This window comes from Desulfomicrobium norvegicum (assembly GCF_900114595.1).
Taxonomy (GTDB): domain Bacteria; phylum Desulfobacterota; class Desulfovibrionia; order Desulfovibrionales; family Desulfomicrobiaceae; genus Desulfomicrobium; species Desulfomicrobium macestii.
On the sequence record NZ_FOTO01000017.1, the window covers coordinates 38,265 to 63,398 of the forward strand.

Annotated in this window: 23 protein-coding genes, 1 tRNA gene and 1 other RNA gene; 10 read left to right on the forward strand and 15 right to left on the reverse strand. The window is 57.5% G+C overall.

Annotation, left to right across the window (positions count from 1 at the left end; all coding sequences use genetic code 11):
* Positions 1-206: 206 nt before the first annotated feature.
* Positions 207-1,313, reverse strand: a complete 1,107-nt coding sequence (locus BMZ24_RS17735; RefSeq protein ID WP_092194162.1) for a M20/M25/M40 family metallo-hydrolase — start codon at positions 1,311-1,313, stop codon at positions 207-209.
* Positions 1,314-1,498: 185 nt separating this feature from the next.
* Between BMZ24_RS17735 and BMZ24_RS17740 the strand changes: the two genes are divergently transcribed.
* Positions 1,499-1,891 carry an NINE protein gene (locus BMZ24_RS17740; RefSeq protein WP_244150408.1) on the forward strand — a complete coding sequence of 131 codons (393 nt, stop codon included), beginning with the start codon at positions 1,499-1,501 and terminating at the stop codon, positions 1,889-1,891.
* A gap of 170 nt (positions 1,892-2,061) precedes the next feature.
* Here BMZ24_RS17740 and BMZ24_RS17745 read toward each other — a convergent pair whose 3' ends face one another.
* The 7 genes from BMZ24_RS17745 to BMZ24_RS17770 form a co-directional block, all read right to left on the reverse strand.
* Positions 2,062-2,811 carry a transporter substrate-binding domain-containing protein gene (locus tag BMZ24_RS17745; RefSeq protein ID WP_161949225.1) on the reverse strand — a complete coding sequence of 250 codons (750 nt, stop codon included), beginning with the start codon at positions 2,809-2,811 and terminating at the stop codon, positions 2,062-2,064.
* A 148-nt stretch (positions 2,812-2,959) separates the two neighbouring features.
* Positions 2,960-3,952, reverse strand: a complete 993-nt coding sequence (locus BMZ24_RS17750; protein WP_208599884.1) for a carbonic anhydrase — start codon at positions 3,950-3,952, stop codon at positions 2,960-2,962.
* A gap of 243 nt (positions 3,953-4,195) precedes the next feature.
* Complete coding sequence (locus BMZ24_RS17755; protein ID WP_092194167.1) at positions 4,196-5,008, reverse strand: hypothetical protein; 813 nt, start codon at positions 5,006-5,008, stop codon at positions 4,196-4,198.
* 33 nt (positions 5,009-5,041) lie between these two features.
* Positions 5,042-5,164, reverse strand: coding sequence for a hypothetical protein (locus tag BMZ24_RS20390; protein ID WP_264080956.1), 123 nt, complete (start codon positions 5,162-5,164; stop codon positions 5,042-5,044).
* 83 nt (positions 5,165-5,247) lie between these two features.
* On the reverse strand, positions 5,248-6,099 hold the full coding sequence (locus BMZ24_RS17760; RefSeq protein ID WP_244150409.1) for a Tim44 domain-containing protein: 852 nt from the start codon (positions 6,097-6,099) through the stop codon (positions 5,248-5,250).
* A gap of 175 nt (positions 6,100-6,274) precedes the next feature.
* Positions 6,275-6,370, reverse strand: an RNA gene (ffs, locus tag BMZ24_RS17765) — signal recognition particle sRNA small type.
* Between the two features lie 14 nt (positions 6,371-6,384).
* Positions 6,385-6,476: transfer RNA gene (locus BMZ24_RS17770), tRNA-Ser, on the reverse strand.
* Between the two features lie 175 nt (positions 6,477-6,651).
* Here BMZ24_RS17770 and BMZ24_RS17775 point away from each other — a divergent pair.
* Positions 6,652-6,912, forward strand: coding sequence for a toxin-antitoxin system HicB family antitoxin (locus tag BMZ24_RS17775; RefSeq protein ID WP_092194171.1), 261 nt, complete (start codon positions 6,652-6,654; stop codon positions 6,910-6,912).
* Positions 6,909-7,295 (forward strand): type II toxin-antitoxin system VapC family toxin, encoded by a 387-nt coding sequence (locus BMZ24_RS17780; RefSeq protein ID WP_092194173.1) that lies wholly within the window; start codon positions 6,909-6,911, stop codon positions 7,293-7,295. Before BMZ24_RS17775 ends, BMZ24_RS17780 begins: the two co-directional genes overlap by 4 nt.
* Before the next feature lie 80 nt (positions 7,296-7,375).
* Here BMZ24_RS17780 and trxC read toward each other — a convergent pair whose 3' ends face one another.
* The 7 genes from trxC to BMZ24_RS17815 all read right to left on the reverse strand — a co-directional run bounded on the left by trxC (position 7,376) and on the right by BMZ24_RS17815 (position 17,711).
* On the reverse strand, positions 7,376-7,807 hold the full coding sequence (gene trxC, locus BMZ24_RS17785) for a thioredoxin TrxC (RefSeq protein WP_092194175.1): 432 nt from the start codon (positions 7,805-7,807) through the stop codon (positions 7,376-7,378).
* An 805-nt stretch (positions 7,808-8,612) separates the two neighbouring features.
* Positions 8,613-11,153 (reverse strand): fused MFS/spermidine synthase, encoded by a 2,541-nt coding sequence (locus tag BMZ24_RS17790; RefSeq protein ID WP_092194177.1) that lies wholly within the window; start codon positions 11,151-11,153, stop codon positions 8,613-8,615.
* 123 nt (positions 11,154-11,276) lie between these two features.
* Positions 11,277-12,041, reverse strand: a complete 765-nt coding sequence (locus BMZ24_RS17795; protein ID WP_092194179.1) for an enoyl-ACP reductase FabI — start codon at positions 12,039-12,041, stop codon at positions 11,277-11,279.
* A 26-nt stretch (positions 12,042-12,067) separates the two neighbouring features.
* On the reverse strand, positions 12,068-12,967 hold the full coding sequence (locus BMZ24_RS17800; RefSeq protein ID WP_092194181.1) for a phosphoribosylaminoimidazolesuccinocarboxamide synthase: 900 nt from the start codon (positions 12,965-12,967) through the stop codon (positions 12,068-12,070).
* Positions 12,964-14,274, reverse strand: coding sequence for a histidinol dehydrogenase (hisD, locus tag BMZ24_RS17805; RefSeq protein WP_092194183.1), 1,311 nt, complete (start codon positions 14,272-14,274; stop codon positions 12,964-12,966). The genes BMZ24_RS17800 and hisD overlap by 4 nt, the downstream gene beginning before the upstream one ends.
* A gap of 313 nt (positions 14,275-14,587) precedes the next feature.
* On the reverse strand, positions 14,588-15,958 hold the full coding sequence (locus BMZ24_RS17810) for an outer membrane homotrimeric porin (RefSeq protein WP_092194185.1): 1,371 nt from the start codon (positions 15,956-15,958) through the stop codon (positions 14,588-14,590).
* A gap of 145 nt (positions 15,959-16,103) precedes the next feature.
* Entirely contained in the window at positions 16,104-17,711 is a 1,608-nt protein-coding gene (locus BMZ24_RS17815; protein WP_092194187.1) for an FG-GAP-like repeat-containing protein, read from the reverse strand.
* 216 nt (positions 17,712-17,927) lie between these two features.
* Here BMZ24_RS17815 and BMZ24_RS17820 point away from each other — a divergent pair, with 216 nt between their 5' ends.
* From BMZ24_RS17820 to BMZ24_RS17850, 7 genes are all read left to right on the forward strand, one after another.
* A complete protein-coding gene (locus BMZ24_RS17820; RefSeq protein WP_092194189.1) occupies positions 17,928-18,416 on the forward strand; it encodes a tetratricopeptide repeat protein in 489 nt (162 codons plus the stop codon).
* A gap of 470 nt (positions 18,417-18,886) precedes the next feature.
* Positions 18,887-19,318, forward strand: coding sequence for a response regulator (locus BMZ24_RS17825; RefSeq protein ID WP_092194191.1), 432 nt, complete (start codon positions 18,887-18,889; stop codon positions 19,316-19,318).
* A 22-nt stretch (positions 19,319-19,340) separates the two neighbouring features.
* Entirely contained in the window at positions 19,341-19,736 is a 396-nt protein-coding gene (locus tag BMZ24_RS17830; protein ID WP_092194193.1) for a response regulator, read from the forward strand.
* 61 nt (positions 19,737-19,797) lie between these two features.
* Positions 19,798-21,075, forward strand: coding sequence for a sulfite exporter TauE/SafE family protein (locus BMZ24_RS17835; protein ID WP_092194195.1), 1,278 nt, complete (start codon positions 19,798-19,800; stop codon positions 21,073-21,075).
* 4 nt (positions 21,076-21,079) lie between these two features.
* Positions 21,080-21,781 carry a hypothetical protein gene (locus tag BMZ24_RS17840; protein WP_092194197.1) on the forward strand — a complete coding sequence of 234 codons (702 nt, stop codon included), beginning with the start codon at positions 21,080-21,082 and terminating at the stop codon, positions 21,779-21,781.
* Positions 21,782-21,919: 138 nt separating this feature from the next.
* The gene (locus tag BMZ24_RS17845) at positions 21,920-23,434 is read left to right on the forward strand and encodes a PAS domain-containing sensor histidine kinase (RefSeq protein WP_092194199.1); all 1,515 of its coding nucleotides are present in this window, start codon (positions 21,920-21,922) and stop codon (positions 23,432-23,434) included.
* A gap of 12 nt (positions 23,435-23,446) precedes the next feature.
* Positions 23,447-24,781 carry a sigma-54-dependent transcriptional regulator gene (locus BMZ24_RS17850; RefSeq protein ID WP_092194201.1) on the forward strand — a complete coding sequence of 445 codons (1,335 nt, stop codon included), beginning with the start codon at positions 23,447-23,449 and terminating at the stop codon, positions 24,779-24,781.
* Positions 24,782-25,134: the final 353 nt, after the last annotated feature.

Below are 25,134 nucleotides of genomic sequence, written 5' to 3' on the forward strand. Positions count from 1 at the left end.
ACCCGCTGTCGGCATGGCCCTCGGCCTCGTCGGCTGTCTGACTGAGCCAGGCATCGTTTGCTGAATCGCAGCCTGGTGCGTCGCCCTGATTGCCCGCCCTGCAGGCTGCGATTCAACTCTACGAGGCCGGTGAAGGAGTTCCGGCGGGGCCGAGGGCCGTGCCGACAGTGGGTCGCGGGCCGCACATCGCGGAATCTCCCGGCCTCCTATCTCTGCATGAGCGCCGCGGTCAGTTGCACGGCTTTTACCATGTCGTCGATCCGGATGAACTCGTCCGTGGTGTGCACCCGGTTCATGCCGATGCCAAGGTTGATGCAGGACAGGCCCTGGCCGGAGAAGATGTTGGCGTCGCTGCCGCCACCCGTGCCCTTGACCGCGGCGATGAGGTTCAGATCGTTGCAGGCATGCAGGGCGCGATGCAGGAGTTTGCTGTCGGCGGGGACGTCCATGGCAGGGTAGGAGATTTCATGGCTGAAATCGAAGTTTCCGCCCGCTTCCTGGGCCGCTTCGACGCAACACAGGCGCATGTGTTCGATCTGGGCCATGAGCCTTGCGTTGCTCTGTGCCCGGGCCTCTCCGGTCAGGGTCACGCTGTCCGGGACGATGTTCGTCTGTCCGCCGCCCTCGATGCGTCCGAGATTGGCTACGGTCTCCTCGTCGATGCGCAGAAGCTTCATGCGGCTGATCGCATTGGCTGCCATCTGGATGGCGCTGATCCCTTTTTCAGGCTCGATGCCGGCATGGGCCGAGCGCCCATGGAAGGTTATGGTCATGCCGGCCTTGGATGGCGCGCGGACAATGATGGTGCCGACGTCCCCGCTCGAATCGAGGACCACGACCTCCCGGGCCTTGACCCGTGAAAAGTCCATGTGCTTGGCCCCAAACATCCCGGACTCTTCACAGACCGTGAACAGCAGGAAAAGTTCGGGGTGGGGGATGCCGTCCTCCTCAAGATGGAAGAGGGCTTCAAGAATGGCGCTGATGCCGGCCTTGTCGTCGCCGCCGAGGACCGTGTTCGAGGCGGAGCGGATGATTCCGTCGGTCAGGACGGGTTCAACGCCCAGGCAGGGATCCACGCAGTCCATGTGTGCCGAGAACGCCATGGCGTCGCCGGGGCCGGTGGCGGGCACGCGGACAATGACGTTGCCTGAGTTGCCGCCGAAAAAAGTGCCCGCGTTGTCGACGTGGACGTCATAGCCCCGGGCACGGAGCAGGGCGCACAGATGGTCGGTCACGGGTTTCTCCTGTCCGGAGGGACTGTCGAGGCGGACCAGGTCGAAAAATGTGTTTATCAGTCGATCTTTATTTATCATGGGGATGCGGTTCCTTGTGGATGGGAGTTGCCGGGATCATTGCTTTTTGAGTAGAAAAGGTCAACAATTCAGAAACGACGCGGCACTGGCCTGGCAATGTCCGCCCTCAATTTCGCTTCGCGAAACCATATGGACTGTCGGCGGAAAATTCAATGAAACAGGGAGCATTCATGCAAAGAGAGAACATGGTTGAAACACACAGTACATTCATGGGCTATCTGCTCTGGGTTTTCGGATTCACCGGCGCGCACCGTTTTTATTATGGACGCCCCATTTCCGGGACGATCTATTTTTTCACCCTGGGCCTTCTTTTCATAGGCTGGATCGTGGACCTTTTTCTGATCCCGTCCATGGAACGCTCGGCCGCGCTGCGTTTTCGGCCCGGACGCATCGATTATTCCCTGGCCTGGATTCTGCTCACCTTTCTTGGTGTTCTGGGCGTGCACCGCATGTACATGGGCAAGTGGGTTACGGGTGTCCTGTACATGCTGACCGGAGGATTCTTTCTGATTGGGTACATCTATGATTTCTGGACATTGAACGACCAGATCACGGTCCTGAACGCCTCCAACGGCTAGCAGCCTGTCCCGAAACGACGATCTGAGCCATCACTGCTAAAAGGGTCCAGGCCCGAAGCGTAGGTAATGATACGTTTCAGGCCTGGATTTTCTTTGTTCCTCGACTTCTCCATTGTTTGCCGGCCGGGCAGTTGCAACTTTCAATAGCCGGTGGGGAAGTGCGGGCGTTTCTAGTTCCGTCTTGTCGGGGCGGTGCCCGAAAACCATTTGCGGGCCAGGGCATCGAGTTTTCCTTCAGCCTGAAGATCCCGTAGCGCCCCGTTTATTCTACTGAGCAATTCGGGGTGGCCCTTACGGAGCGCGATGGCGACATCGGAGCCAGGGTCCGGATTGATGAGCGTCCGGATTTCAAGCCCCCTCAGGGCGGCCAGGTATTTGCCGACTTCAAGCGGCATGATGGCGGCCGCTGTTTCTCCGCGAGCCAGCAGGTCCATGGACTCTTCCTTGCTCCCGGTCTGCATGATGCGGATTTTCTGATGGATGCCCACTTCTTTCCAGCGCAATTCCACAAAGGAATGCCTGTCTCCGGTTATGACGAGCCCGAACAGGTCCTCGACCCTGGACACGGTGCTGTTTGCCAGGACAAAGACCACGTCGTGGCGCGTGGCGTAGGGTGTGGAGAACTCGAAATATCCGTGGCGGAAAGCGTTGACCTCCATGCCCACGACCATGTCGATCCGGTCGAAGAGGAGCATGTTTATGACATCGTCCCACTTGCCCTGCTTAAAACGGGCCGCAACCCCAAGCCGGGCACAGACTGCCTTTGCAACGTCCACATCGAATCCGGCAGGTTCGTCATCAATGGCGAACTGATACGGCGGGAACCCGATCGCGACGCCGCAGGTCAGCGATTCCTGGGCCAGTCCGGAAACGGAGCCCAGACAAATGATCAGGACGAGAGATGATAAAATTCGAATCATGGGGACTCCACGGGAATTGAGGGGCGTCATTGCGAGTATCTACCCAATCCTCCGTGGTTGAACAAGGCCGGGATGCAAACTTTTACGGTCTGTCGTCGGCAATCCTGGCGCCCGGAAATGAGAAACCCGGCCGGGCCGGGTTTGTGTCCTAGTTCTGATCGGGATTGAGTATCTTCTTGTCGAGCACGAAGACCGCTCCAATGAGCAGCAGGACGAACACGATGAAGGAGAAGAATCCGAACCCTCCGGACGAAGGGGCTTCAGCCGCCTCGCCGTGGCCTTCAGCCTTGGCCTTTTCCACGGCGGGTTCCGTATGGGCGGCGTCGGCAGGCTCCGCATGGGCCGGTTCCGCGTGAGCCGGTTCCGCATGGGCGACGACATCTTTTGCGGGCTCGGCGTGCATGGCGGCGTCGGCGTGGGCCGGGGGCGTCACTCCACCCAGAAGCTCGGTCTGACGTGGATGAGTGCCCAGAATGTTCACCTTGCCGGTCAGGATGTCGTACACGGCCCCAACCACCACGACGCGGCCGTCTTTGGCGCGGTCGGCGATGGCGTGGCTCTTGCCCAGGAGATCTTCGATGGCTTGCCAGACATTGGCTTCAATGGCCTTGACGATGAGTTCGGGTGTGTCGGCGTCGGGGTGCTCGTGGCGGGCCTTTTCCACCGCAGGCACGATGTTGTCCACCAGGGCGGGGATGCTGCCATGGACCTCGGCTCCGGTGGTCACGGCCGTGACGGCGCCGCAATAGGTGTGCCCGAGCACCATCAGCACCGGTGTGCCGAGGTGATCCACTCCATATTCGGCGGACCCGATTTCATCGGTGTCGGCCACGTTGCCGGCCACCTTGATGACGAACAAATCTCCGACGCCCTGATCAAAAAGAATTTCAACGGGGACTCTCGAATCCGAGCAGGCGATGACCGTCGCGAAGGGGGCCTGTCCCTCAGTGGTGGTCAGCAGGCGTCTGGAAAAACTGGTGTTGGGGTGGGTCGATTGGCCCAGGGCGAAGCGCAGGTTGCCCTCGGTAAGCATCTTGAGCCCTGTATCGGGACTTACGGGGTGGACGCCGGGAGCTGACGCCATGGCCGCAAACGGAGCAAGGACGAGCAGAAATGCCAGGACAAAACGTTTGATGTACATGTTGAACCCCTGATTGAATGTTTGAGGTGAGCAGCCTTGGCTGCGATCTTGTGCGTGAATGATGCGTGACTGATGCTTGAGAAAAGGTTCTCGATTTTAGCGCAGCTTCCGGTGCATTTCAAGGAGTGTTGCGGGGAAAAAGTCTCTTTTGCCGGGGGAGACGCAACTGGGCCGGCAATCAAAAAAGCGGCGCAAGGCCGAAGCCATGCGCCGCTTGCAAACGGAGTTTAAGTGCCCGCGCGACTAGGCTTTGAGCACGGTCTTGTCCATGAACACGATCACACCGATAAGGGCAGCGATGAATACCAGGACAAGCATGAAACCCGAACCTCCGGATTCCTGTCCGGCCTGGGCGTCCTCGGCGGGTGCGGCGTGTGCGGCTTCGGCGGGAGCAGCGTGGTTTTCCGTCTGTGCGGCGTCTTCCTGCACCACGGCTTCATGGGTTTCGGTGGCGGCCTTTTCTTCCGTCACGGCCGCCTGCGGTTCGGTCGCGGCTTCTGTTTCGGGAGCGACTTCTGAAGCGGGTTCAGCCGCCCCTTCGGTCTCGGTTCCGGAAGGCTGCGAGAGCAGGTACTGTCCGACCAGAATCTGCAGTTCGGGGTGAGCGCCCAGGACCTTGACGGCTCCGCTCTGCGCGTCGACCGTGGCTCCCACGGCTGAAATCTGGCCCTTCAGCACCGCATGGATCAGGTCGGGAGAAGCCACCAGCGTATTGGCATAAACCGTCCACACCGCGTCTTCGGTCAGTCCGAGAACAACGACCAGGGGCGCGGTGAGATCCACAGCCTGCACGGCAATGCCGGTCGTGGGTCCAAAGCCGCCTTCGGGCTTGACCACGGCGAGCCGTGATTCGCTGAGGCCGAAGAGTTCGGTTGCGGGCACGGAAATGGCCGGATCGGCGATGACGATGGCCAGGGGAGCCGGGGCAAGGCTCTGCTCCAGGACGAATTTTTCATTGCCCAGGGACAGGGCCTTGAGGGCAGCCTCGGGAGCGGCGGCCAGAGCGGACACGGCAACGGCACAAAAGAGCACCGTCAGGGAGAGGATTCTTTTCATGTACGGTTTCCTTATGAAATGAAGTTTGTGGTCTCAAAGAGCGCCCAGGTCCGAATCATCCCCGGAGCACAAGCCTTGTTTGTACGCTTCGATGGCGTCCTTGTACGCGCTGGCCAGGACGTCGCTCCCGCAGTACCTGCAGGAGATGCGCGCCACGGCTCACCTGCCCGTGATCCGCGCGGGCTTGCCGCAGATCGGGCAGGTGATGTCGTCGATATCGCGGGAGTTACCCTCGTGCATCATTTTTCCAGCTGCTGGATGCCTTCCACTACCCAGTGCTTTTCGCCGCCGGATTCGTAACGGCTGAAGTGCCATGCCTCGCGAACCTGTTCGGCTGGCGCCGAGGTCGAGTCTTCGCGCAGCATGGTGTCGAAAAGAACCGTGGCGATGGTCTGATTGCCCAGAGTCTTGACTTCAAGAAGAGTGGCTTCGAGAAGCAGGATTTCCGTCTTTCCGGGGTTGGGGTCCGCCGCCGCCTGAGCCTGGATTTCGGCAAAGACGTCCTCGGAGGTGAACTGTCGCAGATCATTCAAGTCGCGGGCGTCCCAGGCCGCCTGAAGACGGGTGTATGCAGCCTTGGCGCCTTGCAGGAAGTCTTCGGCGTCAAATCCTGCCGGGTAATCGGGAGCCGTGGATGCGGCGTGCTGCTGCGAGCTGCGCAGGTTGTCCCATGCACCCCGGTTCATGTCGTGAACCCGGGCAGGTCCTCCTGCGGTCTGCGTTGCCGGTTGGCGACTGCGCAGAAAACGCATGAGCAGAAAAAGACCTCCGCCGATGAGCAGGATGTCGATAAAAGAGATCCCGGAAAAACCGCCGCCAAAAAAGAGCGAACCGAGCAGGCCGCCCATGAGCATGCCGCCGAGAAGTCCTCCGAACATGCCGCGTCCACCCATGGGAGAGGCTCCGGGTGCTGCCTGTTTCGTTTGCGAGGAAGTGGGCGCCGCGGGTTTTTGATAGCTTTTGGAATAGGACGGCCTGCTCCCGAAAGAGCCACCGCCACCCAGACGTCTTGCTTCGGCCAGGTCAGGCATGGTCAGCAAGACAATTCCAAGGCTGAGAATGATGGCTCCCAAGAATGAGAATTTTGTCACAAGTCCTCCTTGATGAGTTTGATCCTGTAACCGATATGGGCACGGGATGGAAACTGGAAACATGAATGCGCGTTATTGGTGATTATAATGATCCGATGAGGATGGGGAAGGGTTGTGCGCGCGGAAGAACAACTCCAAATGTAAAAAAAAAGGCAGGAGCGAAAAAAATTCGCACCTGCCAGGGAAGCCGGGTACCCGAAAACAACTGTTACCGCTGCTTCCTTTCGGACCTGACGGGGTTGGCAGCGTTTCCGCCACCCGGCTTCCCTTTCATTTTTCAATAAATGGCGGAGAGGAGAGGATTCGAACCTCCGGTACCCGTTGAGGTACACACACTTTCCAGGCGTGCGCCTTAAACCAGACTCGGCCACCTCTCCGCGATCGGGAAAAACGTCTCTATGTCAGAGGACTTTGTTTGGCAAGGGAAAAATTGTCCGAAATCAAAATTTAAGATCGATCACGGCTTTTGGGTCTGATTTTATCTTGCCGTTGACAATCTTCAGAGTGAAAGCATATTTTAAATGCAAAGTGATGTCATAAATGGAGGCAAAGATGAAGACATTGAGTATTCGCGGTGTGGATGAGGATTTGTCCAAACGTATCAAGGTTGCTGCCAAGAAAGAGGACAAGAGCGTCAATAATTTTGTGCTGGACACCCTGCGCAAGCAGTTGGGCATGGGTAAGGAGAGGCGATTTTCGAGGGAATGGGACGATCTGGACAGCCTCTTTGGCGTCTGGAGCGCCGAGGAATACGCGGCCATTCAAGGCAGGATCGACACACAGCGACAGATCGACGAAGAGCTTTGGGCATGAACAGGATGCTCATCGATACCAACATCTATTCCGGTGCCCTTCGCGGCGATCAGGAGATAGTAGGCGCTTTACGGCAGGCGGAGCACATCGGCTTGAGCGTTATATCCATGGGAGAACTCTTTTCCGGCTTCAAAGGGGGCACGCGGGAAGACGAAAACAAAAGGGAGCTTGGGATATTTCTCGATTCTCCCCGAGTGGCCCTGTATCCCGTCGATGTCTACACGGCTCAACATTATTGTGCCATCCTCAACCAATTGCGTCGCAGCGGGACGCCCATACCCACTAACGACATTTGGATCGCGGCGACGGCTGCCCAGCATGGGCTTCCCCTGTACACGCGGGACAGTCATTTTTCAAAAATCGAAGGGCTGCTGTTGCGCTAAACCATCTTTTTTGACGTTTCTAGCCGTCATGATCGTTCCGTTGTGTTCTTACGAAAAGATGGACCGTTTGCTGGAGATCTTCACAGTTGTCCTTTCACCCAGGCCTGGATCTGGGCGGCGGGCATGGCTCCGGCCGTGCGAGCGGTTTCCCTGCCCTGCCGGAAGAGGACCAGACTCGGAACGGACTGGATGTTGAAGCGGGCTGGAACGGTGCGCTGGGCCTCGGTGTCCATCTTGGCCAGGATCACCTGCCCCTGGAGGGCTGCGGCAGCCTGGCTAAAGGCCGGAGCCATCATCTTGCACGGCCCGCACCACGGAGCCCAGAAATCGACCAGCACGGGCAGGGTGGAGCGGGTGATGAAGCGCTCGAAGGTCTGGTCCGTGAGTTCCACTGGGTTTACGGGCAGGAGGGACGTGGCGCACTTGGCGCAGACGGGGTTCTGGCGGATGCGTTCGGTGAGAACGGCGTTGACGGTCTGGCAGCTCGGGCAGACGGCATGTATTTTTTCCATGAGTGTGGCCTCCGGTTTGTGGTGAGGTTGAGAACTAACAGGGAATAAACATCCGGCTGCGATGGGCAAGGTGATAGGAAGAAATGCGAATGACACGTGATGCCACAACGTCATCCTCGTGAAGGCGAAAGCCCACGATTCTCTCAAGATTCGAGCTGCCGTTGCGGCACGCGGCCCGTTGTCGGCATGGCCCTCGGCCCCGCCGGAACTCCTTCTCCGGCCTCGTAGAGTTGAATCGTTGCGTGTAGGACGGAAAATTCAGGCCGTGCGACAGGCAACGATTCAACAAACGATGCCTGGCTCAGTCAGACAGCCGACGAGGCCGAGTGCCATACCGACAACGGGCCTTGAGGCGTTGGTGATGTCCGTTAGGTCGACGATGAGCTGTTGGAAGATGGATTCCGCGCTGTTGCCCGACATGGCTCGCCTTCGCGGGAATGACCTGGAGATATGCGGGAATTACATGGATCTGTGCGGGATTCCGCTGTGTCCATGCAAACTGGACAGAACGCATATTTGTCGGGACCAATAGGCGTCATTCCCGCGAAGACGGGAATCCATTTTTTCTCTTTGGACCACGCATGTCGAACCGTGAATGACGCTGCCACTCGGCGGCAGGCAAAGAGTCAAACGAAAGCCAACAAAAAACCCCTTCGCGGGAAGGGGTTGGTGTCAGTAGCGGGGCAGTCAGGCTCAGATGCCCATGATGTTGTAGCCCGAATCCACGTAAATGACTTCGCCGGTAATGGCGCGGCAGGGTGCGGGTACTTGCTGGTTCATGAATGTCGGTACGTACAGGGATGGTTTAGTTGAGTGATCGGCGCAGCATTTCTTCCGTGACCCTGTCTGGAATTCTCCAGTGGGAATAAAAGTTTCGTCGGTGGAGATAGCGTGCGTTTGTGTCCAACTCGGAATCGGAAATTCTAAGGGATGATGCGTAGGACGCTTCCAGAATGTCGAAAAAAATGTCCGGGCGATTGGGGCCGAGCAAAAATTTTGGAGAATGAAATTCAACGACGGGAAATGAATCCGTGTTCAATGAAGTTATTCCGAGAGTCATTGTTTGCAAAGAATTGTTGTCAAGGTAATAGAAGCTCAGTAGCGATCCGGGGGTGTTAATATGCATGTCCTCAAATTTTTTGCGGACATCTGATGTTTCAAACAAGTGGCTGAGGCGTTCCACATTGATTTCAAGGGGCTGCATTGAGCTTAGCAAAAACGTGTCCGTCCCAGACATCCAGAGGTGTACATAGGGAAAGACGCTTTGCAGGGATTTTATGATCAGTTTAAAATGTGAACTGTCCATGTTGTAATACGGAATCCACTGGCACAGGACGCCACCTTCATTGAGCTTGTTCCCGGCTATACGAAAAAAATCCGCAGTGAAGAGGTTGGCGTTGCCCGTCTGCCAGGGATTCGAAGGCTCTGAAATGATCATGTCGTATTTTTTAGGCATGGAAGAGAGCCACGTGCGACCATCGAGAATCCGAATTGTGGATCGGGGATCGTTAAAAACGCGATCGTTCAGCGCGGAGAAAAAACCGGCAGCTTCAACGACTTCCGGAGAGATCTCAATGCTTTCGACGGAGTTCACGGGAAGATCGAGTACACATGCCGAGGTGATGCCTGTTCCTAGACCAATGACAAGGGCGTCTGCGGTGTTTCGTGCGTATAAGTACGGCAGGTAGCCCAAAAGCATCTGCGTGGTATTGTCACCTTCGCTGGATCCGTCCGTCTTGCCGTTGACTCTCAGGAACCTGTGCCCAAGCGAGGACTCAAGAACTGCAACGCTTGCGGATCCTTCCTTGTAGAAAATCAGATCGTAGTTCTTCATTTCCCGTTCCAGAGCGCTTTCGGAGTCAAAGAACTTCGAATAGACATAGACGCCCGAGTTCATTTTTGTTGCGTCCCAGGTGGTGAAGAAGACCGGGGCGGTCAGGGCTATGAGGAAGATGAAGCCTGCGAAAACCTTGCGGAAAGAAGTCTGGGGTTTGGTGCCGAGGAGGACCACTGCCGCGCCGCCCAGAGCCAGGCTGGCCGCGATGATAAGGCAGCGTTCCGATCCTACCAGCGGTATGATGATAAAACCAGCTACCAAGGCTCCGCAAATGCTCCCAGCCGTGTTCCAGATATAGGCGATGGATGTTGACACACCGGTGCTTACGGACTGGTTTTGCCTGGAACGTGTGATGATGTGTAAACAGAGGGGGAAAGTCGCTCCTCCGATGAAAGTTGGAAGGAACATGAGCGCGGCGCAGGCCAGGAATTCCTTGGCCACGACCATGTGCCACTGAGCCTGCATGTCGCCAAAAATGGTGACGAACCACGCGGGCAGAAAGCCAATGACTGGTGTGATGGCCAAAATGGTCAAACCGTCGAGGATGAGCAGGCCAGCAAGAAATCTGGTGGAGCAATAGGGAAGCAGGTATCTTGCCGCAAAATAACATCCGGCCGAAAGACCGATGAGATAGGCTGTGAGCATGGTCGAAAAGGCGTAAACCGAAGTCCCGAAGACCAGAACAAGGGCGTGACTCCATGCGTTTTCGAGCAGCATTCCAATTGTCCCGATGAGAAAAAGAATGAAAATCGGAAGCGCAAAAGGGATCAAGGCGGCATCATCAAGACGATCTTTTCGTGTTTCGACTTTTTTCTTTTTATTTGAAGTCGCCAGAGGCTTCTCAGCACTTTCCATGAACGTGTCGCGTAGCAGGAAGATGCATGCCAGCCCTACCATCACATTTAAAATCGCCGCGAAATATATGGTCCAGTTGAGTCCGTAGTACGGTATCGCAAGAAACGCGCTGGAGAAGGAGCCAAGTGCCGCTCCTAAGGTGTTGATGGCGTACAGAATTCCAATGCGTGACCCGGCCTTGCCTGCATCCTTTTCGATATACTGCGCGAGCACTGGCAAGGTCGCCCCCATGAGCGACGTTGGAATGATGAGCAATACCAGGGCGATGAGAAATCTGTACAGGGCGAGAGACAACTGAGAATCATACGACGCCGAAAATATGGCCGCATGGATAGGTTCCATGTTGGAAAGAATGAAGGGGAAGGCGAGTGCGTAACATCCAAGCGCGATTTCCAGCCAACCGTATATAATGCCAAGATTCTTGCCACGCCTGCTCAGTTTCGCTCCGGCATGGCTCCCCAAGGCCAGACCAAGCATAAAGACAGCCAGGACAGTAGAGATGGCCTGATTGGTACTGCCGAAAACAAGGGAGAGCATTCTGGCCCAGACAACCTGATAGGCCAGGGCGCACATGCCCGACAGGAGAAAGGCCAGGATAAGAACGATAATTCTGCTTGTCGGTAGAGCGGTAGAGGAAGAACGCTGCAAAATCATTCAAAGCTCCTGAAATGGCGTGTTTCGGTTTGCGGCAGTCGAAAATGTTTATTGGAGTTGAAAAACTCCTGCATAAAAAAACCCCTTCAGCGGGAAGGGGTTGCCAGAGACTTTGGCAGAGGCTCAGATGCCCATGATGTTGTAGCCCGAATCCACGTAAATAACCTCGCCGGTGATGGCGCGGGAGAGGTCCGAGGCCAGGAAGAGGCCGGTCTTGCCCACGTCTTCCTGGACGATGTTGCGGCGCAGGGGGGCGCGTTCCTCGATGGTGGCGAGGATGGTCTTGAAGCCGGAGATGCCGGACGAGGCCAGGGTCTTGAGCGGCCCTGCGCTGATGGCGTTGACACGGATGCCGCGTTCGCCAAGGTCCATGGCCAGGTAGCGCACGCTGCACTCCAACGCGGCCTTGGCCACTCCCATGATGTTGTAATTGGTGATGACCTTTTCCGCTCCGTAGTAGGTCATGGCCATGACCGAACCATTGTCGTTCAGAAGAGGATCAAACGCCTTGCACAAGGCCACCAGCGAGTAGGCAGAGATGTCCATGGCCAGATGGAACCCTTCGCGGGAGGTGTCAACGTAACGGCCTTTCAGGTCGTCGCGATTGGCGAAGGCCACGGAATGAACGAGGATGTCGAAACTGCCCCATTTCTCCTTCACGATCTCGGCGGACTCAGCGATAGCCGCGTCGTCGGCCACGTCGCATTGGAACATGAATTCGCTGCCGAGTTCCTCATGGATGGGCTCGACCCGTTTTTTGAGCGCCTCTCCTGCGTAGCTCAGCGCGATGGAAGCACCGTTGTCCTTGAGCTCCTTGGCAATGGCGTAGGCAATGCTCTTGTCGTTGGCCACGCCAAAAATCAGGGCTTTCTTCCCTTGAACGAGCATGGATTATCTCCAGTTGTGTTTGTGCCTTACGGCAATTGCAAAGGGGACCCAGTCAGCAGTTCAAAAGCTTCCAGGTATTTCTTTTGTGTTTCGGCGATGACCTCGGCGGGCAGTGTCGGAGGCGGCGGGGTCTTGTCCCAGTCGGTTCCGCTCAGCCAATCGCGCAGATACTGCTTGTCGAAACTTGGCTGGGACTGACCGGGGACATATTTGTCCGCGGGCCAGAATCGGGAGGAATCCGGCGTCATGACTTCGTCGATGAGCAGGATATCCTTTTCATTCAGGCCGAATTCGAACTTGGTATCCGCAATGATGATCCCGCGCGCGGCGGCAAGGTCCCGGCCACGGGAATAGATGGCCAGGGAAAGTTCCTGGATCTTTTTGAGCAATCCCTCGCCAATGCGTGATTTGGCGTCGGCCAGGGTGATGTTTTCATCGTGGGCGCCAAGGTCCGCCTTGGTGGACGGAGTGAAGAGCGGCGTCTCGAGTTTGTCGGAATCCACCAGCCCGGCGGGCAGCTTGTATCCGCAGACCGATCCGGTGGCCTTGTAGTCCTTGAAGCCCGAGCCAGTCAGATAGCCGCGAACGATACATTCGATGGGCAGGGGCTTGGCTTTTCGGACCACGACCGCGCGGCCTTCCAGTTCGTCCCTGTAAGGAGCGAGGGCGGCAGGAAAATCGCGTACATCCGTGGCGAGTAGATGGTTGGAAACCAGGTCCTTGAAGGCTTCCATCCAGTAGAGGGTGATCTGATTGAGAACCACGCCCTTGTAGGGGATGGGCTCGTTCATGATCACGTCAAAGGCGGACATGCGGTCCGTGGTCACGATCAGCAGGGTCTGTGGGTCGATTTCGTAGATATCGCGGACTTTTCCGCGAGAGATGAGCGGAAATTCACGAATTTTAGTTTTGGTAACGATTTTCATGGGTTCTCCAAACGTTGTTCGACGCTACGGGCATGAGCTTCCAGGCCTTCCAGGCGGGCCAGACGGGCCACCTTTGAACCGTGGGTGCCAATGTAGGCCTGGTCTGTGCATATCAGGCTGGTTTTTTTGCAAAAAGTGTCCACCGACAGGGCTGAGGAAAAGCGTGCCGTGGAAAGAGTTGGCAGCACGTGGTTCGGCCCCGCGAAATAATCGCCCACGGGTTCGGGGGTGCTGTGGCCCATGAAAACGGCCCCGGCATTGCGCACCGAACCGATCCAGGCCCAGGGGTCGGCCACGCTCAGTTCAAAATGTTCGGGCGCGAGACGGTTGATGAGTTCCATGCCCGTTGCAAGATCAGGCACATGGACGAGAGCGCTCCACTCGGCAAGGGACTTGGACGCGATTTCCTGACGCGGAAGCGTGGATAGCTGCAGGGCAAGTTCCATTTTGACCTCGTCAAGAAGGCGGTTGTCCGGAGAAATGAGAATGCTTGAAGCCAGCGGATCATGCTCTGCCTGGGAAAGCATGTCGGCGGCCAGCCATTTGGGTGTGGCCGTGGAGTCGGCCAGGATGGCGATTTCGCTGGGTCCTGCGATCATGTCGATGCCGACCTGCCCGACGAGCAGGCGTTTGGCCGTGGTCACAAAGATGTTGCCCGGACCGGCGATGACATCGACCCTCGGGATGGACTCGGTGCCGTAGGCCAGGGCCGCTATGGCCCAGGCGGAACCGCACATGAAAATGGTGTCGATCCCTAGAATGGCGGCAGTAGCCAGAATATATGGGTTGAGTGTCCCATCCTTGCGCGGTGGACTGACCACGCAGATGGTTTTCACGCCCGCGACCTGCGCCGGGATGGCGTTCATGAGCAGGCTCGATATGAGCGGGGTCTCCCCGCCCTGACCGCCGGGCACGTAAAGCCCAGCACGGTCCACGGGCAGCACGAGCTGCCCCAGCGTGGTTCCGGGGGCCGGGGTGGTGATCCAGGAGTTCTGCTTCTGGCGTAGATGAAAATCGCGGATGTTGGCGGCTGCTTCACGGATGATGGCCGCATCCTCTGCGGGTATCTGTTCCAGGGCGCAGGCAATGTCCGCTTTGGGGACGGCCAGTTGCGTGGGCGTAAGGCTGGGGCAGTCAAACCGACGGGTGTACTCGGCAACGGCTTCGTCACCACGGTCACGAACCTGGGCGAGGATGTCTCGCACCAGCGGTTCGACATTGTCCTCGCCAGCGTCCCGGCGCGCAAGCCAGGACGTGATCCCGGTCCAGTCATCGGGTGACGTATATTCAAGAAATCTCAAAGGCATGAATGCTCTCGCATGGGTTCTGAAGTATGGTGGTGGGCTGATGAAAGCAGGATTCCCGTTTTCACGGGAATGACAGAAATACGTTCACAGCTTCGTGTCATTCTCGCGAAGGCGGGAATCCATCCCCTCTTTCCGGGGAGTCGCTTTGCGCAACGCAAAAAGTCTATGCCCCGAACCCCCCAAAAGTCAATTCCTTCATCAGGCGTGAAGCCTCGTCAACACGATTCACTCCTCATGAAGGCTGCTTACAAATAAAAAAGGGCCGGAGTTTTGCGTCTCCGGCCCAAAGTGGCGTCAGGTGTGAAAACCCGAATTAGAACTTGTAGGTCAGACCGATGGTTGCGAAGTAGGAAGCATCCAGGTCATCGTTATAAGCGTCTTCGTAGGTTTCGCTGGAAGCCTTGAAGTATGCGAGCTCATTGTAGGCAGCCAGGTTTTCATAAATCATGTACTTGTTGACCAGCCAGATTTCCCACAGATCGTCGTCTTCAGTGAAGGCAACTTTATCTCCGGCGGCGTTGATAGCATCGTCGTCGGAAGTGCCCTGAGCATAGGCAATAACAAGCTTGTGGCTCAGTTTTTCAACAAAGGTGATGTCGTCCAGGACCAGGCCGACAACCCAGAGGCCGGTGCCGTCGCTGCCAACACCAAGGGCGTCGGTACCGAAGGAGTCGTTAGCAACGATGCCAGCGCGGGCGCCGCCAACATAAGGAGTCAGGCCCCAACCTTCAGCCAGAGTAGGCAGGACGTTGTCTTCGTCTTCTTCGTCATCATAGCCGGTGGCATAGGTGGTGAACAGGGTGGCGGTCAGCATGTCCATCTTGTAGGAAGCGGCCAGAGCGGCGTACCAGCCCTTGGTCTCGTAGTCATCGCTTTCGCCAACGCCGTAAATCAGGTCGGCGGCGAAGGTCAGCGGATCGAACATGGTCAGAGCCGCATTGAAACCGAGAACCCAAACGGTTCCGTCATCTTCGATGCCAGCATCGGCGTCGGTCTTTTCGACTTGGCCGGAGGCGTTGATGCTGTAGAAAGAAGCCTCGTTATCAGTGTTCTCGCCAACCCAAGCATAGCCGAAGTAGGGGCTGACGCTGAAGCCGTCAAGGGTGATGGGGGCGACGATGAAAGCCATGTCGACATCATCTTTTGCGGTGCCGTCTTCCTGCAGATCGTTGCTGAAGGAGTTGCTGCCGTCAACACCGCGAGTGTAGCCGACAGTCACGCCGAACATCTCGTTGATGGGGGCGGAAACAGTGATGGCAGCGGCGTCGTCATCGAAAACCGGGTTGCCGAAAACGCCGGGCAGGGCGATGGCCTGCAGACCAGCCTGCACATTGATCTGGGTGTCAGGAAAATTGAAGTCGAGGTAAGCGTGCTTGACTTCAACATTGCCCTTTCCGTCGGTGCCCCAAGTGCCGCCGTTGCTGGCGCCCCATACGTTGTCAAGCTCAAGACCGAGAACGGCCTTCAGGTTTTCGTTGGCAACGTAGTCGAAGTAGGTGCGCATGCGCTGCACGGTGGTGTAGTTGTCGCCATCGGCAACTTCGGAATCATGATCTTTCAGGTTGGCGGACCACATTCCGTAAACGTCGAAGCTGCCGCGCACTTTCAGTTCGGTGGCGGAAGCGCTGGTGGCGACGCTGAACAGCATGGCTGCCAGCAGTGCTACGAGTGCAAAACGTTTCATTTTCTTTCTCCTTTTGCTGTGAAAAAACAACTCATCTGACGCCTGAAATGCGTTTAGTCCAGTTGCGGTCCAAAAAGCAAGCCTTTTTTGTGGCGTTCAGGGATAAAAGTATAATTTTTTTAACTGTCCAGTTTTTTGAATCCGCCTACTGCTTGGATACGTCCAAAGGGTAGGCCACGACCATGGTGCGCTTTTTGGCCGTCCCGGCCATGCCGGTGTGGGAGTTGATGCTGACCACGAGATCAAGGGTCCCATCATTGTCCATGTCCGCCAGGGCGTAGTCCGTGACCGTGCCTTTGATACGGGCCGTCTTCCACTGAAGGCTCATGCCCACGCCATCCCAGTACATGGAATGGATCTCGCCTTGGGGATAGTCCCTGTAGTTGGCAAAAAACTGGGCCGAAACGGATATGTTGCGACTGATGATGAGTTCGTTGCGGCTGTCCTTGTCCAGATTAGACGGGATGGCTCGTAGAGGGATGAATACCTTGTTAGGGGGCACGTCCCGTTCAGAGGGTGGCTGCAGTCCCAAGGGGGCCGAGTGGTACTCGATGCCCAGATTTGACCCGGCATACGTTTCATCCGTGGTGGTCAAGAGTGTGCCTGTGGAACTGTACACTCTCATGTGGTCATAGTCATCGATGATGACGATCTGATGGCTCTCCTCGAAGGGCAGGAAGGTCACGTTGAAGACCGTGCCGCCCAAGGGAAGATCGACAGCCGGGCCGAGGTCGTAGGAGTCGTTCCGCTTGATGATCTGGTGGATCTTGCTGTCCAAATATTTGGAGCGTCCCGTTCCCTGCCCAACCAGGGTAGGCATAAAGGACGGCGGCATGTTCAGGACTCCGAGAAAGTAAGGAATCGAGTCGGCCTTGACGGAAAACTTGCCGTCGAAGTCGACGATGAGGGACTTGGGGTCCTTGTCCAGGGCGGCGGAGATGACCAGTTCATGGCGGCCGTCGCGGTTGATGTCGATGCTGTTCAGACGCACGTAATTACGGTTTCTCGGCAGGTCCAGTTCGGCAACCTGCCTCATTTCCCCGTTGGTGACCCTGTAGGCAATGAGACTGCTGTCCGTCATCAGGAACACTTCATTCTGTCCATCCCCGTCTCCATCACACACCACCATTCCGCGCGAAGCGAAAGGCAAAGTCTGGCTGCGCCAGCGGCCCATGGAGGTGTCGGCGTCTTCGTACTTGAGGGACGGGTTGGCGTAGGCCGTGCCTGTCTTGGTTTCGTTGACGATGAGGGCTTCGTTCATGGGGGTGACCACGGGCTGCGCCTGGGCCACGGCCGTTTCGGGCTTGCCGAAGACCTGGGTGTTGATGTCCTGGGCGACCGTCTCAAGGCTCGGAATGACCTTGCTCAGCTGCGTCTGCGTGGGGCGGGGCTGGTTTGCGCCCGTGGGGTCCATGGTGTTGACGTCCAGGCTGCATTCCTGACCCATGACGGTCAAAGATCCCCAGACCAGATAGTCGACGCCCAGCGCCTGGCGAATCTTTTCGGCCGCGCCGGAATCCGCTGGCAGGCTGGTCACGGTCTTTTTGACTGTCCCTGCATCAAGGGGAGTGAAATTTTCGGGCCAGGTCAGGCGCGTGGTCAGCATGCTTTGAATGCCCTGGCTCAAATATTGATACTCCTGCGGTCCATGCACCCCAAAGGGCAGCACCGCGAAGGTCTTGGCCTCCTGGGCCAGGGCCGGGGCGGCGCAAAGAAGCAGGACGGCGAGGTTGATGAGAAGTCTCTTGAACATTGTCTCCTCCGGGAATACAGATTTCGGACTTTGTCGGTTGAATGGCTAACAATAAAGTGGTTCTTCATGGTAAGGAATCCGGGGAATGTCAACAACTGCGGTGGATGCGACGGGTTGGGTTCGGCGTCATTCCCGCGCACGTTTGCCCGGCATGGGTAGGCGGGAATCCATGATTTTGTTTTTCATCGCATCTTAACAATAACAATAGAGGTATCCATGATCTCAAGACGCGATCTTCTCTTCGGCATGGCCCGGCGCCTGCGCGAGTCGGGCGGAGACAAGCCCGTTTCCGGTATCGGCGCGGACATTGGTGCCGCCGATGCCGCCTATGTGCGCAAGGACTTTGGCGTCGCCCGAGACCTGTATAAGGAAGTGCTCAAGGAGAACCGCGCCCACAAGGAGGCCAGGATCAGGCAGGGCATGTGCCATTACCATCTGGGCGAATACGTGCAGGCCAAGGATCATCTGCTCATGGTCTGCAAGCAGCATCCCGGTGAATACCTGGCCTGCCTGTATCTGGGTCTGGCCTATGCCCGGCGCGACCAGCTGGAAAAGTGCATGGAGGTCTGGAAAGGCTTCGTGGACCGCGACCACATCGCCGTCATGCGCGAAATCAACGTGCATCGCGCCCTTTTTGAGACCGGAGAGCCCTTGACCGGAGTGGAAGTGGCCGAGGCCGTGGAAAAGGCGCTGATGCAAGTGTAGCGCTATCAGCCTTTCGATTTTTGACCTGTGCCCGTTTTTTGCGTTTGGTCCCGCAAGGACTTTTTTTGCGGGTGAAAGATGCTTCTTTGCGCGCCCGATGTATTTGCCTTCCAGGCCGGGGCAAAACGCCCCGCTCGCTTCTCCCTGTGTATATTTCCTCCATGATTCCAGGTGATTTGCCTGCCGAACTTCCCATTTGGGGCGAAATGTCCCTGCGGGGCGAAACGCCCCGGTTTTGGGCAAAAAATCGCTTTGTGGCCGGTTCCGGCGCTCTTCATTGACGAATACTTCCGCAGTCCGTTTTTGTAGCACTCCATAATATCAGTAAGTTGCAATACTTGTTCGGGTCCGGCCTTGTCTGGTCAAAGACAAAAGCTGGCGCGTGTTGGCATACGCGTTGCTTTGTGCGTATTGAACCAGAAGGAGGCTTGCCTGCCGATCAGGCGTACAGGCCCGTCAAGGAGGACTGAGTGACCGACGCCAATATCTTGCTTGTCGACGACGATGCGCAGTTCATCGAAATCATGAAGAAACGCCTGACCATGCGGCGCATGGAAGTGTTTCACGCAAGCAGCGGCGAAGAGGCCATGCAGAAGCTTGCGATGCACGGCGAAATCGAGGTTGTAATCCTTGACGTGAAGCTGCCCGGGCGCAGCGGCATCGAGATGCTGCAGCTCATCAAGCAGCAATTTCCTCTGGTGGAAGTGATCATGCTGACCGGGCACGCCACCGTGGAATCGGCCATCGACGGCATGAGGCTGGGGGCTTCGGATTATCTGATGAAACCCTGCGCCATTGATGTGCTGGTCGAAAAGGTCAAGGAAGCGGTGGAGAAGAAGCGCAGGCATGAAGAAAAGATAGTCGACGCACGGGTCCGGGAGATCGCCAGTCGCCGAACGTAACGGCGATCAAAATGGAGCGCTCATGGCTGATAGCATCCTTCTTGTCGACGATGAGACGCAGTTCCTGGTCACCATGGCCAAACGACTGCGCAAAAGAGGGTTTTTCGTCCGGGAAGCCGGCAGCGGCCAGGAAGGGTTGCGAGCGCTGGAGGCGGAATCTGCCGATGTGGTGGTCCTTGATGTCGGAATGCCGGACATGGACGGCATTCAGGTCCTGCGGGAGATAAAATTGCGTTTTCCGCAGGTGCAGGTGCTCATGCTGACCGGGCACGCCGACATGGAGGTCGCCATTTCGGGCATGGCCATGGGCGCGTTCGACTATCTGATGAAGCCGGTGGAACTTGATGTCCTGGTCGGCAAAATCCGGGAGGCCAGTTCCCGGAGCAGGAAAGCGGGTGAGAGGCGCGGGTTGGATTAAGCCACCTGCACAGGGGAACATGGTCCTGTATACACAAGATTACGAGGAGGCGGTAACGCGTATGGGATTCTTTAAAGATTGGGGATCATTTATGGTGGAGGGCTCACGGTCCTTTGCCCGGTGGGAAGTGGAAAACGCCCGGATCATCCTGGGTGACAAGAAGCGGATCTGGCTGCTCTGCCTCATGCTCATCCCTGCATTGCTTGGCGGATGGGCCTATGCCGATGAAATCGGCCAGGCCTTGCCGACAGTGATCGGAGGCAAGGAAGCCTACAGTCCGTCCTTTTACAGCCTTTATATTTTCTTCGTGTCGATTTTCGTCGGCGTGGGCGCGGGCCTCATTTCGGGCTGTATCGGCGCGGGCGGCGGCTTCATCATCGCACCGGCGCTCATGAGCGCGGGCGTCAAGGGCATTCTGGCCGTCGGCACGGACCTCTTTCACATCTTCGCCAAGGCCATCATGGGCAGCGTCCTGCATCGCAAGATGGGCAACGTGTCCGTACCCCTGGCCTTCGTTTTTCTGATCGGCGCCATCATCGGCACGACCGTGGGCGCGGGCATCAACCGTGCGCTCTACAATGTGAACCCGGTTTTGAGCGACGCCTTCATCACCACCGTGTACACGGTCATGCTCGGCTTCCTGGGTTTTTACGGCATGTACGACTACTTCAGCGCCAAGAAGGCCGGCCATTCCGGCGGCGCGCATGATACCAGCGAAGGCGCCGGAATGACCGGCATCGCCAAGAAACTGCAGTCCGTGAACCTGCCGCCCATGGTCTCCTTCGACCAGGGTCTCATCCCCGGCGGGCGCAAGATCTCCTGGATCTTCCTGGTTCTGTCCGGCATCCTGGTCGGCATGGCCGCGGGCATCATGGGCGTCGGCGGCGGCTTCCTGACCTTCCCGATCTTCGTCTACATCCTGGGTGTCTCCTCGCTCACCACCGTCGGCACGGACATCTTCCAGATCGTGTTCACGGCCGGTTACGGAGCCATCACCCAGTACGCCATCTACGGCTTCATATTCTACACCCTGGCCATGGGCATGCTGCTCGGTTCCCTGATCGGCATCCAGGTCGGCGCGCTGGTGACCAAGGTCGTGCCCGGTATCACCATCCGCGGTTTCTTCGCCCTTTCGGTCATGGCCGGTTTCGTGAACCGGTTCTTCGCACTGCCCAAAAAGATGGTCGCCATGGGCTATCTGCCCGAGTCGCTGGCAGGTTTCACCAAAGTCATGGATACGGTGGGCATGTACCTGTTCTTCATCGTCATTGCCCTGTTCGGCATCTGGGTATTCGGGGCATTTTTCAAGAATATCAAGACTCTGAAGTATGAGGACTGATGCTATGATTCATAACAAAAAGGAATTCACCGGGGGAATTGTCCTGATCGTGGCCTTCTTCGTAGTCCTTATTGCGATGTTCCAGCCCATTTTCGACGGGCACAACGCCATGGGATATCTGGACAATCTGTATAACTCCATCTCCAAGGGTTCGGCCTACTATGTGGACAACCTGAAGGAAGAGGCCAAGACCGTGTCCGGCTATCAGGTCAACGTGACCATGAAGATGGAAAACGAGACGCAGGCCGCCGACAGCGTCGCACTGATCGCCGCCACCGGAGCAACGGCGACGGCTGAAGGAAAGGACCTGACCATAGCCGGCGATTATTTCGCCATCCTGAGCGCCATCCTTGATGATGCGGACCGCATGTATCATAACGACGGCGCGGCGCTCAAGGCCAAGTATCCGGCGTTCCAGTCCAAGGATGATCGCCAGGCGCTCTACAACTGGAGCACGATCCTGGCCGGTTTCGACAAGGAACTGAAGGAACAGAAGGCGTTCGCCGAAGCCAAGGTGGCCTTCAACATCAATTCCAAGGTCGTGGAGACTGCTTACAACTACTACAGCGTGGTGCCCGAGCAGATCAGGGACAAGGCCGGGATCGTCATCTTCTCCCTGGTTTTCTATGTCGTCTACACCATGTGGTACGGCTTCGGCATCCTCTTCATCTTTGAAGGCTGGGGCCTGAAGATCAGCGGTCATTGATCGTAAATCCATCGCAGGGCCTGGCCCTGCAAGAGAATCATCATCGTCGGCGTGGCCTCTCCTGGAGGCCGCGCCGAAATTTTTGGGCCGGGGGAATGTCCTTTGCCAGGTGGCGCGGCTCAAGGTACGGGAGAGCAAATGAATCTTTCCGAATATTACAATACCGTCATGGAACTCAGCCACGGCATCGTCATCACCCTGGACGAGGACGGGCGGATCATCCATGGAAATTCGCGCTTCGAGGCGCTTTCCGGCTACGAGATCGGCGATATCGCAGGTCTGGACTGGTTTGAGCTTTGCGTCGATGCCAAGCGGGTGGACTCCTCCCGGGCGATTTTCGCCGGGATTGTCGAGGCTGGGACCCTGGCGTTTATGAAAGGCTCGCTCATGGCCAGGGATGGCCGCAAGATTTATATCGACTGGAACATGAAGCCCCTGTTCGATTCCCGGCACAGTCTGGTCAGCGTCCTCTGCGTCGGCCAGGACGTTACGGCCCATGTGCTGCGTCAGCATGAACTGCTGCACGAACACGGGCGGCTGGTGGCCCTGAACAAGGAGCTGTCCTGCCTGCATGCCATGAACCGCATTGTCTCGAATATGGACAGCGAGCTGCCGGACATTCTGCGCGAGATATTGGCCATCATCCCTCCCTCGTTCCAGTACCCCCAGTCCACCGGCGTGCGCCTGCTGCTCGACGGCGAGGTGATCATCAGCGGAAAGTTCACGCCCGACGCCTCGTGTCGCCTGGAGCAGGACGTGCTCGTGCAGAAGGTAAAGCGCGGACACCTGAGTGTCAGCCTGTCGGGGAACGCCGAGGATGGGACCAAGTTCGCCTTTCTGCCCACGGAGTCCGAACTGCTCGGAGCCCTGGCCAAGCATGTGGGCTGGATTATCGCCAAGCGCGAGGCCCTGTCGACCAAAAGGAACCTCGAACGACAGCTGCAGCATGCAGACCGGCTGGCCAAGATCGGCCAGTTCGCGGCCGGCGTGGCGCATGAACTGAACGAGCCCCTGGCCAACATCCTGGGTTTTGCGCAGCTGGCCGAACAGACTCCGGGCCTTCCGGCGCAGGTCATGAAGGATCTGGACAACATCATAAAAGCGGCCCTGCACAGCCGCGAGGTGATCAAGAAGCTGATGATCTTCGGCCGCCAGGTACCGCTGCGGAAAACCCTGATCGATTTGAATCAGGTCATCCGCGATTCCCTGTATTTCATCGAGATGAGCGCGTCCCGAGGCAAGGTCGAGGTGCGCATGAACCTGGCCGAAGGATTGCCGACGATCATGGCCGATCCGCAGCATTTGAAGCAGGTCATCGTCAATCTGGTGGTCAACGGCATCCACGCCATGCCGGGGGGAGGGGTCTTGACCATAGAAACCCTGTCATTCAAGGATGACGTCTATCTTCTGGTCAGCGACATCGGAGTGGGCATGACCCCGGAAGTCATGCGCCAGATTTTCAATCCGTTCTTCACCACCAAGGACGTGGACCAGGGAACGGGCCTCGGCCTTGCGGTGGTGCATGGAATTGTTCATGCGCACGGAGGGATCATCGAAGTTGAAAGCGAACCGGGCCGGGGCACGCGTTTCGAGATCACTTTTCCATGCAGCCGGAGCGTGCGCGAAACCAATTCGGCCATCGACGACAAATAAGGACGAAAGAGCATGCAGGACAAGGGTACGACAATTCTGGCCGTGGATGACAGCCCCGCCACCCTCGAAGTCATTTCGCGCAACCTGACCGGGGCGGGGTATGTGGTGCATACCTGTGGCAGCGTCGAGGAAGCCGGAGCCTTTCTGGACGAGACGCCCGTGGACCTGATCATCACCGATTACAAGATGCCCCGGGCCAACGGGTTGGAACTCATCAAGTATGTGCGGGACAATTTCAAGGACACCGAGATCATGATGATCACCGGCTATCCCTCGATCAGCGGAGCCGTGGAGGCCATGCGCGACGGGGCCGGGGAATATCTGGCCAAGCCGTTCACCGGCGAAGAGCTTTTGGCCGTGGTTCGGCGCATTCTTGAAAAACAGGCCAGAAGACGCGCCGCCCATGCCGACGACCAGGAGCTCAGCGCTTTTGGGATCATCGGCAACTGTCCGGAGATGCAGGCCGTCTACGGGCTTATCCGCAAGGCCGCGCAGACGAGCGCCAATGTGTTCATTTCCGGAGAGTCGGGCACGGGCAAGGAGCTGGTGGCCCGCGCCGTGCACTACAACAGCGATCGCAGGGCCTCTGCCTTCGTGCCGGTCAACTGCTCGGCCATTCCCGACACCCTGCTTGAGAGCGAGCTTTTCGGCCACGTCAAGGGAGCCTTCACCGGGGCCAAGGACAGTCGGGCCGGTTTTTTCGAGATCGCCAACGGCGGGACCATCTTTCTGGACGAAATCGGAGACGCCAGCCCCAATCTGCAGGCCAAGCTGCTGCGGGTCATGCAGAGCAAGGAGTTCTGCATGGTCGGGTCGTCACGCACCCGCACCGTGGACACCCGCATCATCGCAGCCACGCACAAGGATTTGAAGCGGCTGGTGGCGCAGGGCCTTTTCCGGGAGGATCTCTTTTACCGCATCCACGTCGTGGAGATCCGCCTGCCGTCCCTGGCCGAACGCGGGGACGACATCCTCATGCTGGCCAATCATTTCCTGCGCAAATTCGCGGCGGACATGAATCGCGAGACTCCGCGCATGACCGACGAAGCTCTGGACGCCCTGGCGCAGTATGCTTGGCCCGGCAATGTCCGGGAGCTTGAGAACCTGTTGCAGCGCTTGGTCATCGTCGGAGACGGGCCGGTCATCGACATCACCGATCTGCCTGAATCCATGCGCTTTTCCATCACTCGCGGCCGCCACGGGGACAAGACCCTGGCCGAGGTCGAAGCGGATCACATCCGCGCGGTCCTGGCCCGAACCGGCGACAACAAGACCCGCGCCGCCGAGATTCTGGGCATCGATCGCAAGACGCTCAGGGAGAAGTTGAAGCGCTTGGGATTGGGGTGATTTTTTTTCATTGACCGGGATGTTGAAAATGAAAATGGCGGGACGCAGGGAATAAAAACCGCTGCAAAGTGCCGTCATCCCCTTGAAGAAGGGGATCCATGTCTTTTTTTGAAGGCTCCTCAGTGCGGTCGCGGACCGGGTCGGGGCGGGCAAGGGGCGCCGAAACTCCTTCTCCGGCCTCGTAGAGTTGAATCGCTGCGTGCAGGACGAAAAAACCGGACAGCGCGGTGGGCAACGATTCAACAAACGATGCCTGGCTGACCTGTCTTCGCAATAGAGGACACGTTCATTTCCCTAAACAGCTATCTTGATGAACAGCCGTTCATATTCCTCAGGCGCTTGGTAACCAATCG

Bases quoted from the DNA above. Each gene is read 5' to 3' on its own strand.
- BMZ24_RS17735 (WP_092194162.1), bottom strand. From the start codon at position 1,313: ATGATAAATAAAGATCGACTGATAAACACATTTTTCGACCTGGTCCGC.
- BMZ24_RS17740 (WP_244150408.1), top strand. From the start codon at position 1,499: ATGGTTGAAACACACAGTACATTCATGGGCTATCTGCTCTGGGTTTTC.
- BMZ24_RS17745 (WP_161949225.1), bottom strand. From the start codon at position 2,811: ATGATTCGAATTTTATCATCTCTCGTCCTGATCATTTGTCTGGGCTCC.
- BMZ24_RS17750 (WP_208599884.1), bottom strand. From the start codon at position 3,952: ATGTACATCAAACGTTTTGTCCTGGCATTTCTGCTCGTCCTTGCTCCG.
- BMZ24_RS17755 (WP_092194167.1), bottom strand. From the start codon at position 5,008: ATGAAAAGAATCCTCTCCCTGACGGTGCTCTTTTGTGCCGTTGCCGTG.
- BMZ24_RS17775 (WP_092194171.1), top strand. From the start codon at position 6,652: ATGAAGACATTGAGTATTCGCGGTGTGGATGAGGATTTGTCCAAACGT.
- BMZ24_RS17780 (WP_092194173.1), top strand. From the start codon at position 6,909: ATGAACAGGATGCTCATCGATACCAACATCTATTCCGGTGCCCTTCGC.
- trxC (WP_092194175.1), bottom strand. From the start codon at position 7,807: ATGGAAAAAATACATGCCGTCTGCCCGAGCTGCCAGACCGTCAACGCC.
- BMZ24_RS17790 (WP_092194177.1), bottom strand. From the start codon at position 11,153: ATGATTTTGCAGCGTTCTTCCTCTACCGCTCTACCGACAAGCAGAATT.
- BMZ24_RS17795 (WP_092194179.1), bottom strand. From the start codon at position 12,041: ATGCTCGTTCAAGGGAAGAAAGCCCTGATTTTTGGCGTGGCCAACGAC.
- BMZ24_RS17800 (WP_092194181.1), bottom strand. From the start codon at position 12,967: ATGAAAATCGTTACCAAAACTAAAATTCGTGAATTTCCGCTCATCTCT.
- hisD (WP_092194183.1), bottom strand. From the start codon at position 14,274: ATGCCTTTGAGATTTCTTGAATATACGTCACCCGATGACTGGACCGGG.
- BMZ24_RS17810 (WP_092194185.1), bottom strand. From the start codon at position 15,958: ATGAAACGTTTTGCACTCGTAGCACTGCTGGCAGCCATGCTGTTCAGC.
- BMZ24_RS17815 (WP_092194187.1), bottom strand. From the start codon at position 17,711: ATGTTCAAGAGACTTCTCATCAACCTCGCCGTCCTGCTTCTTTGCGCC.
- BMZ24_RS17820 (WP_092194189.1), top strand. From the start codon at position 17,928: ATGATCTCAAGACGCGATCTTCTCTTCGGCATGGCCCGGCGCCTGCGC.
- BMZ24_RS17830 (WP_092194193.1), top strand. From the start codon at position 19,341: ATGGCTGATAGCATCCTTCTTGTCGACGATGAGACGCAGTTCCTGGTC.
- BMZ24_RS17835 (WP_092194195.1), top strand. From the start codon at position 19,798: ATGGGATTCTTTAAAGATTGGGGATCATTTATGGTGGAGGGCTCACGG.
- BMZ24_RS17840 (WP_092194197.1), top strand. From the start codon at position 21,080: ATGATTCATAACAAAAAGGAATTCACCGGGGGAATTGTCCTGATCGTG.
- BMZ24_RS17845 (WP_092194199.1), top strand. From the start codon at position 21,920: ATGAATCTTTCCGAATATTACAATACCGTCATGGAACTCAGCCACGGC.
- BMZ24_RS17850 (WP_092194201.1), top strand. From the start codon at position 23,447: ATGCAGGACAAGGGTACGACAATTCTGGCCGTGGATGACAGCCCCGCC.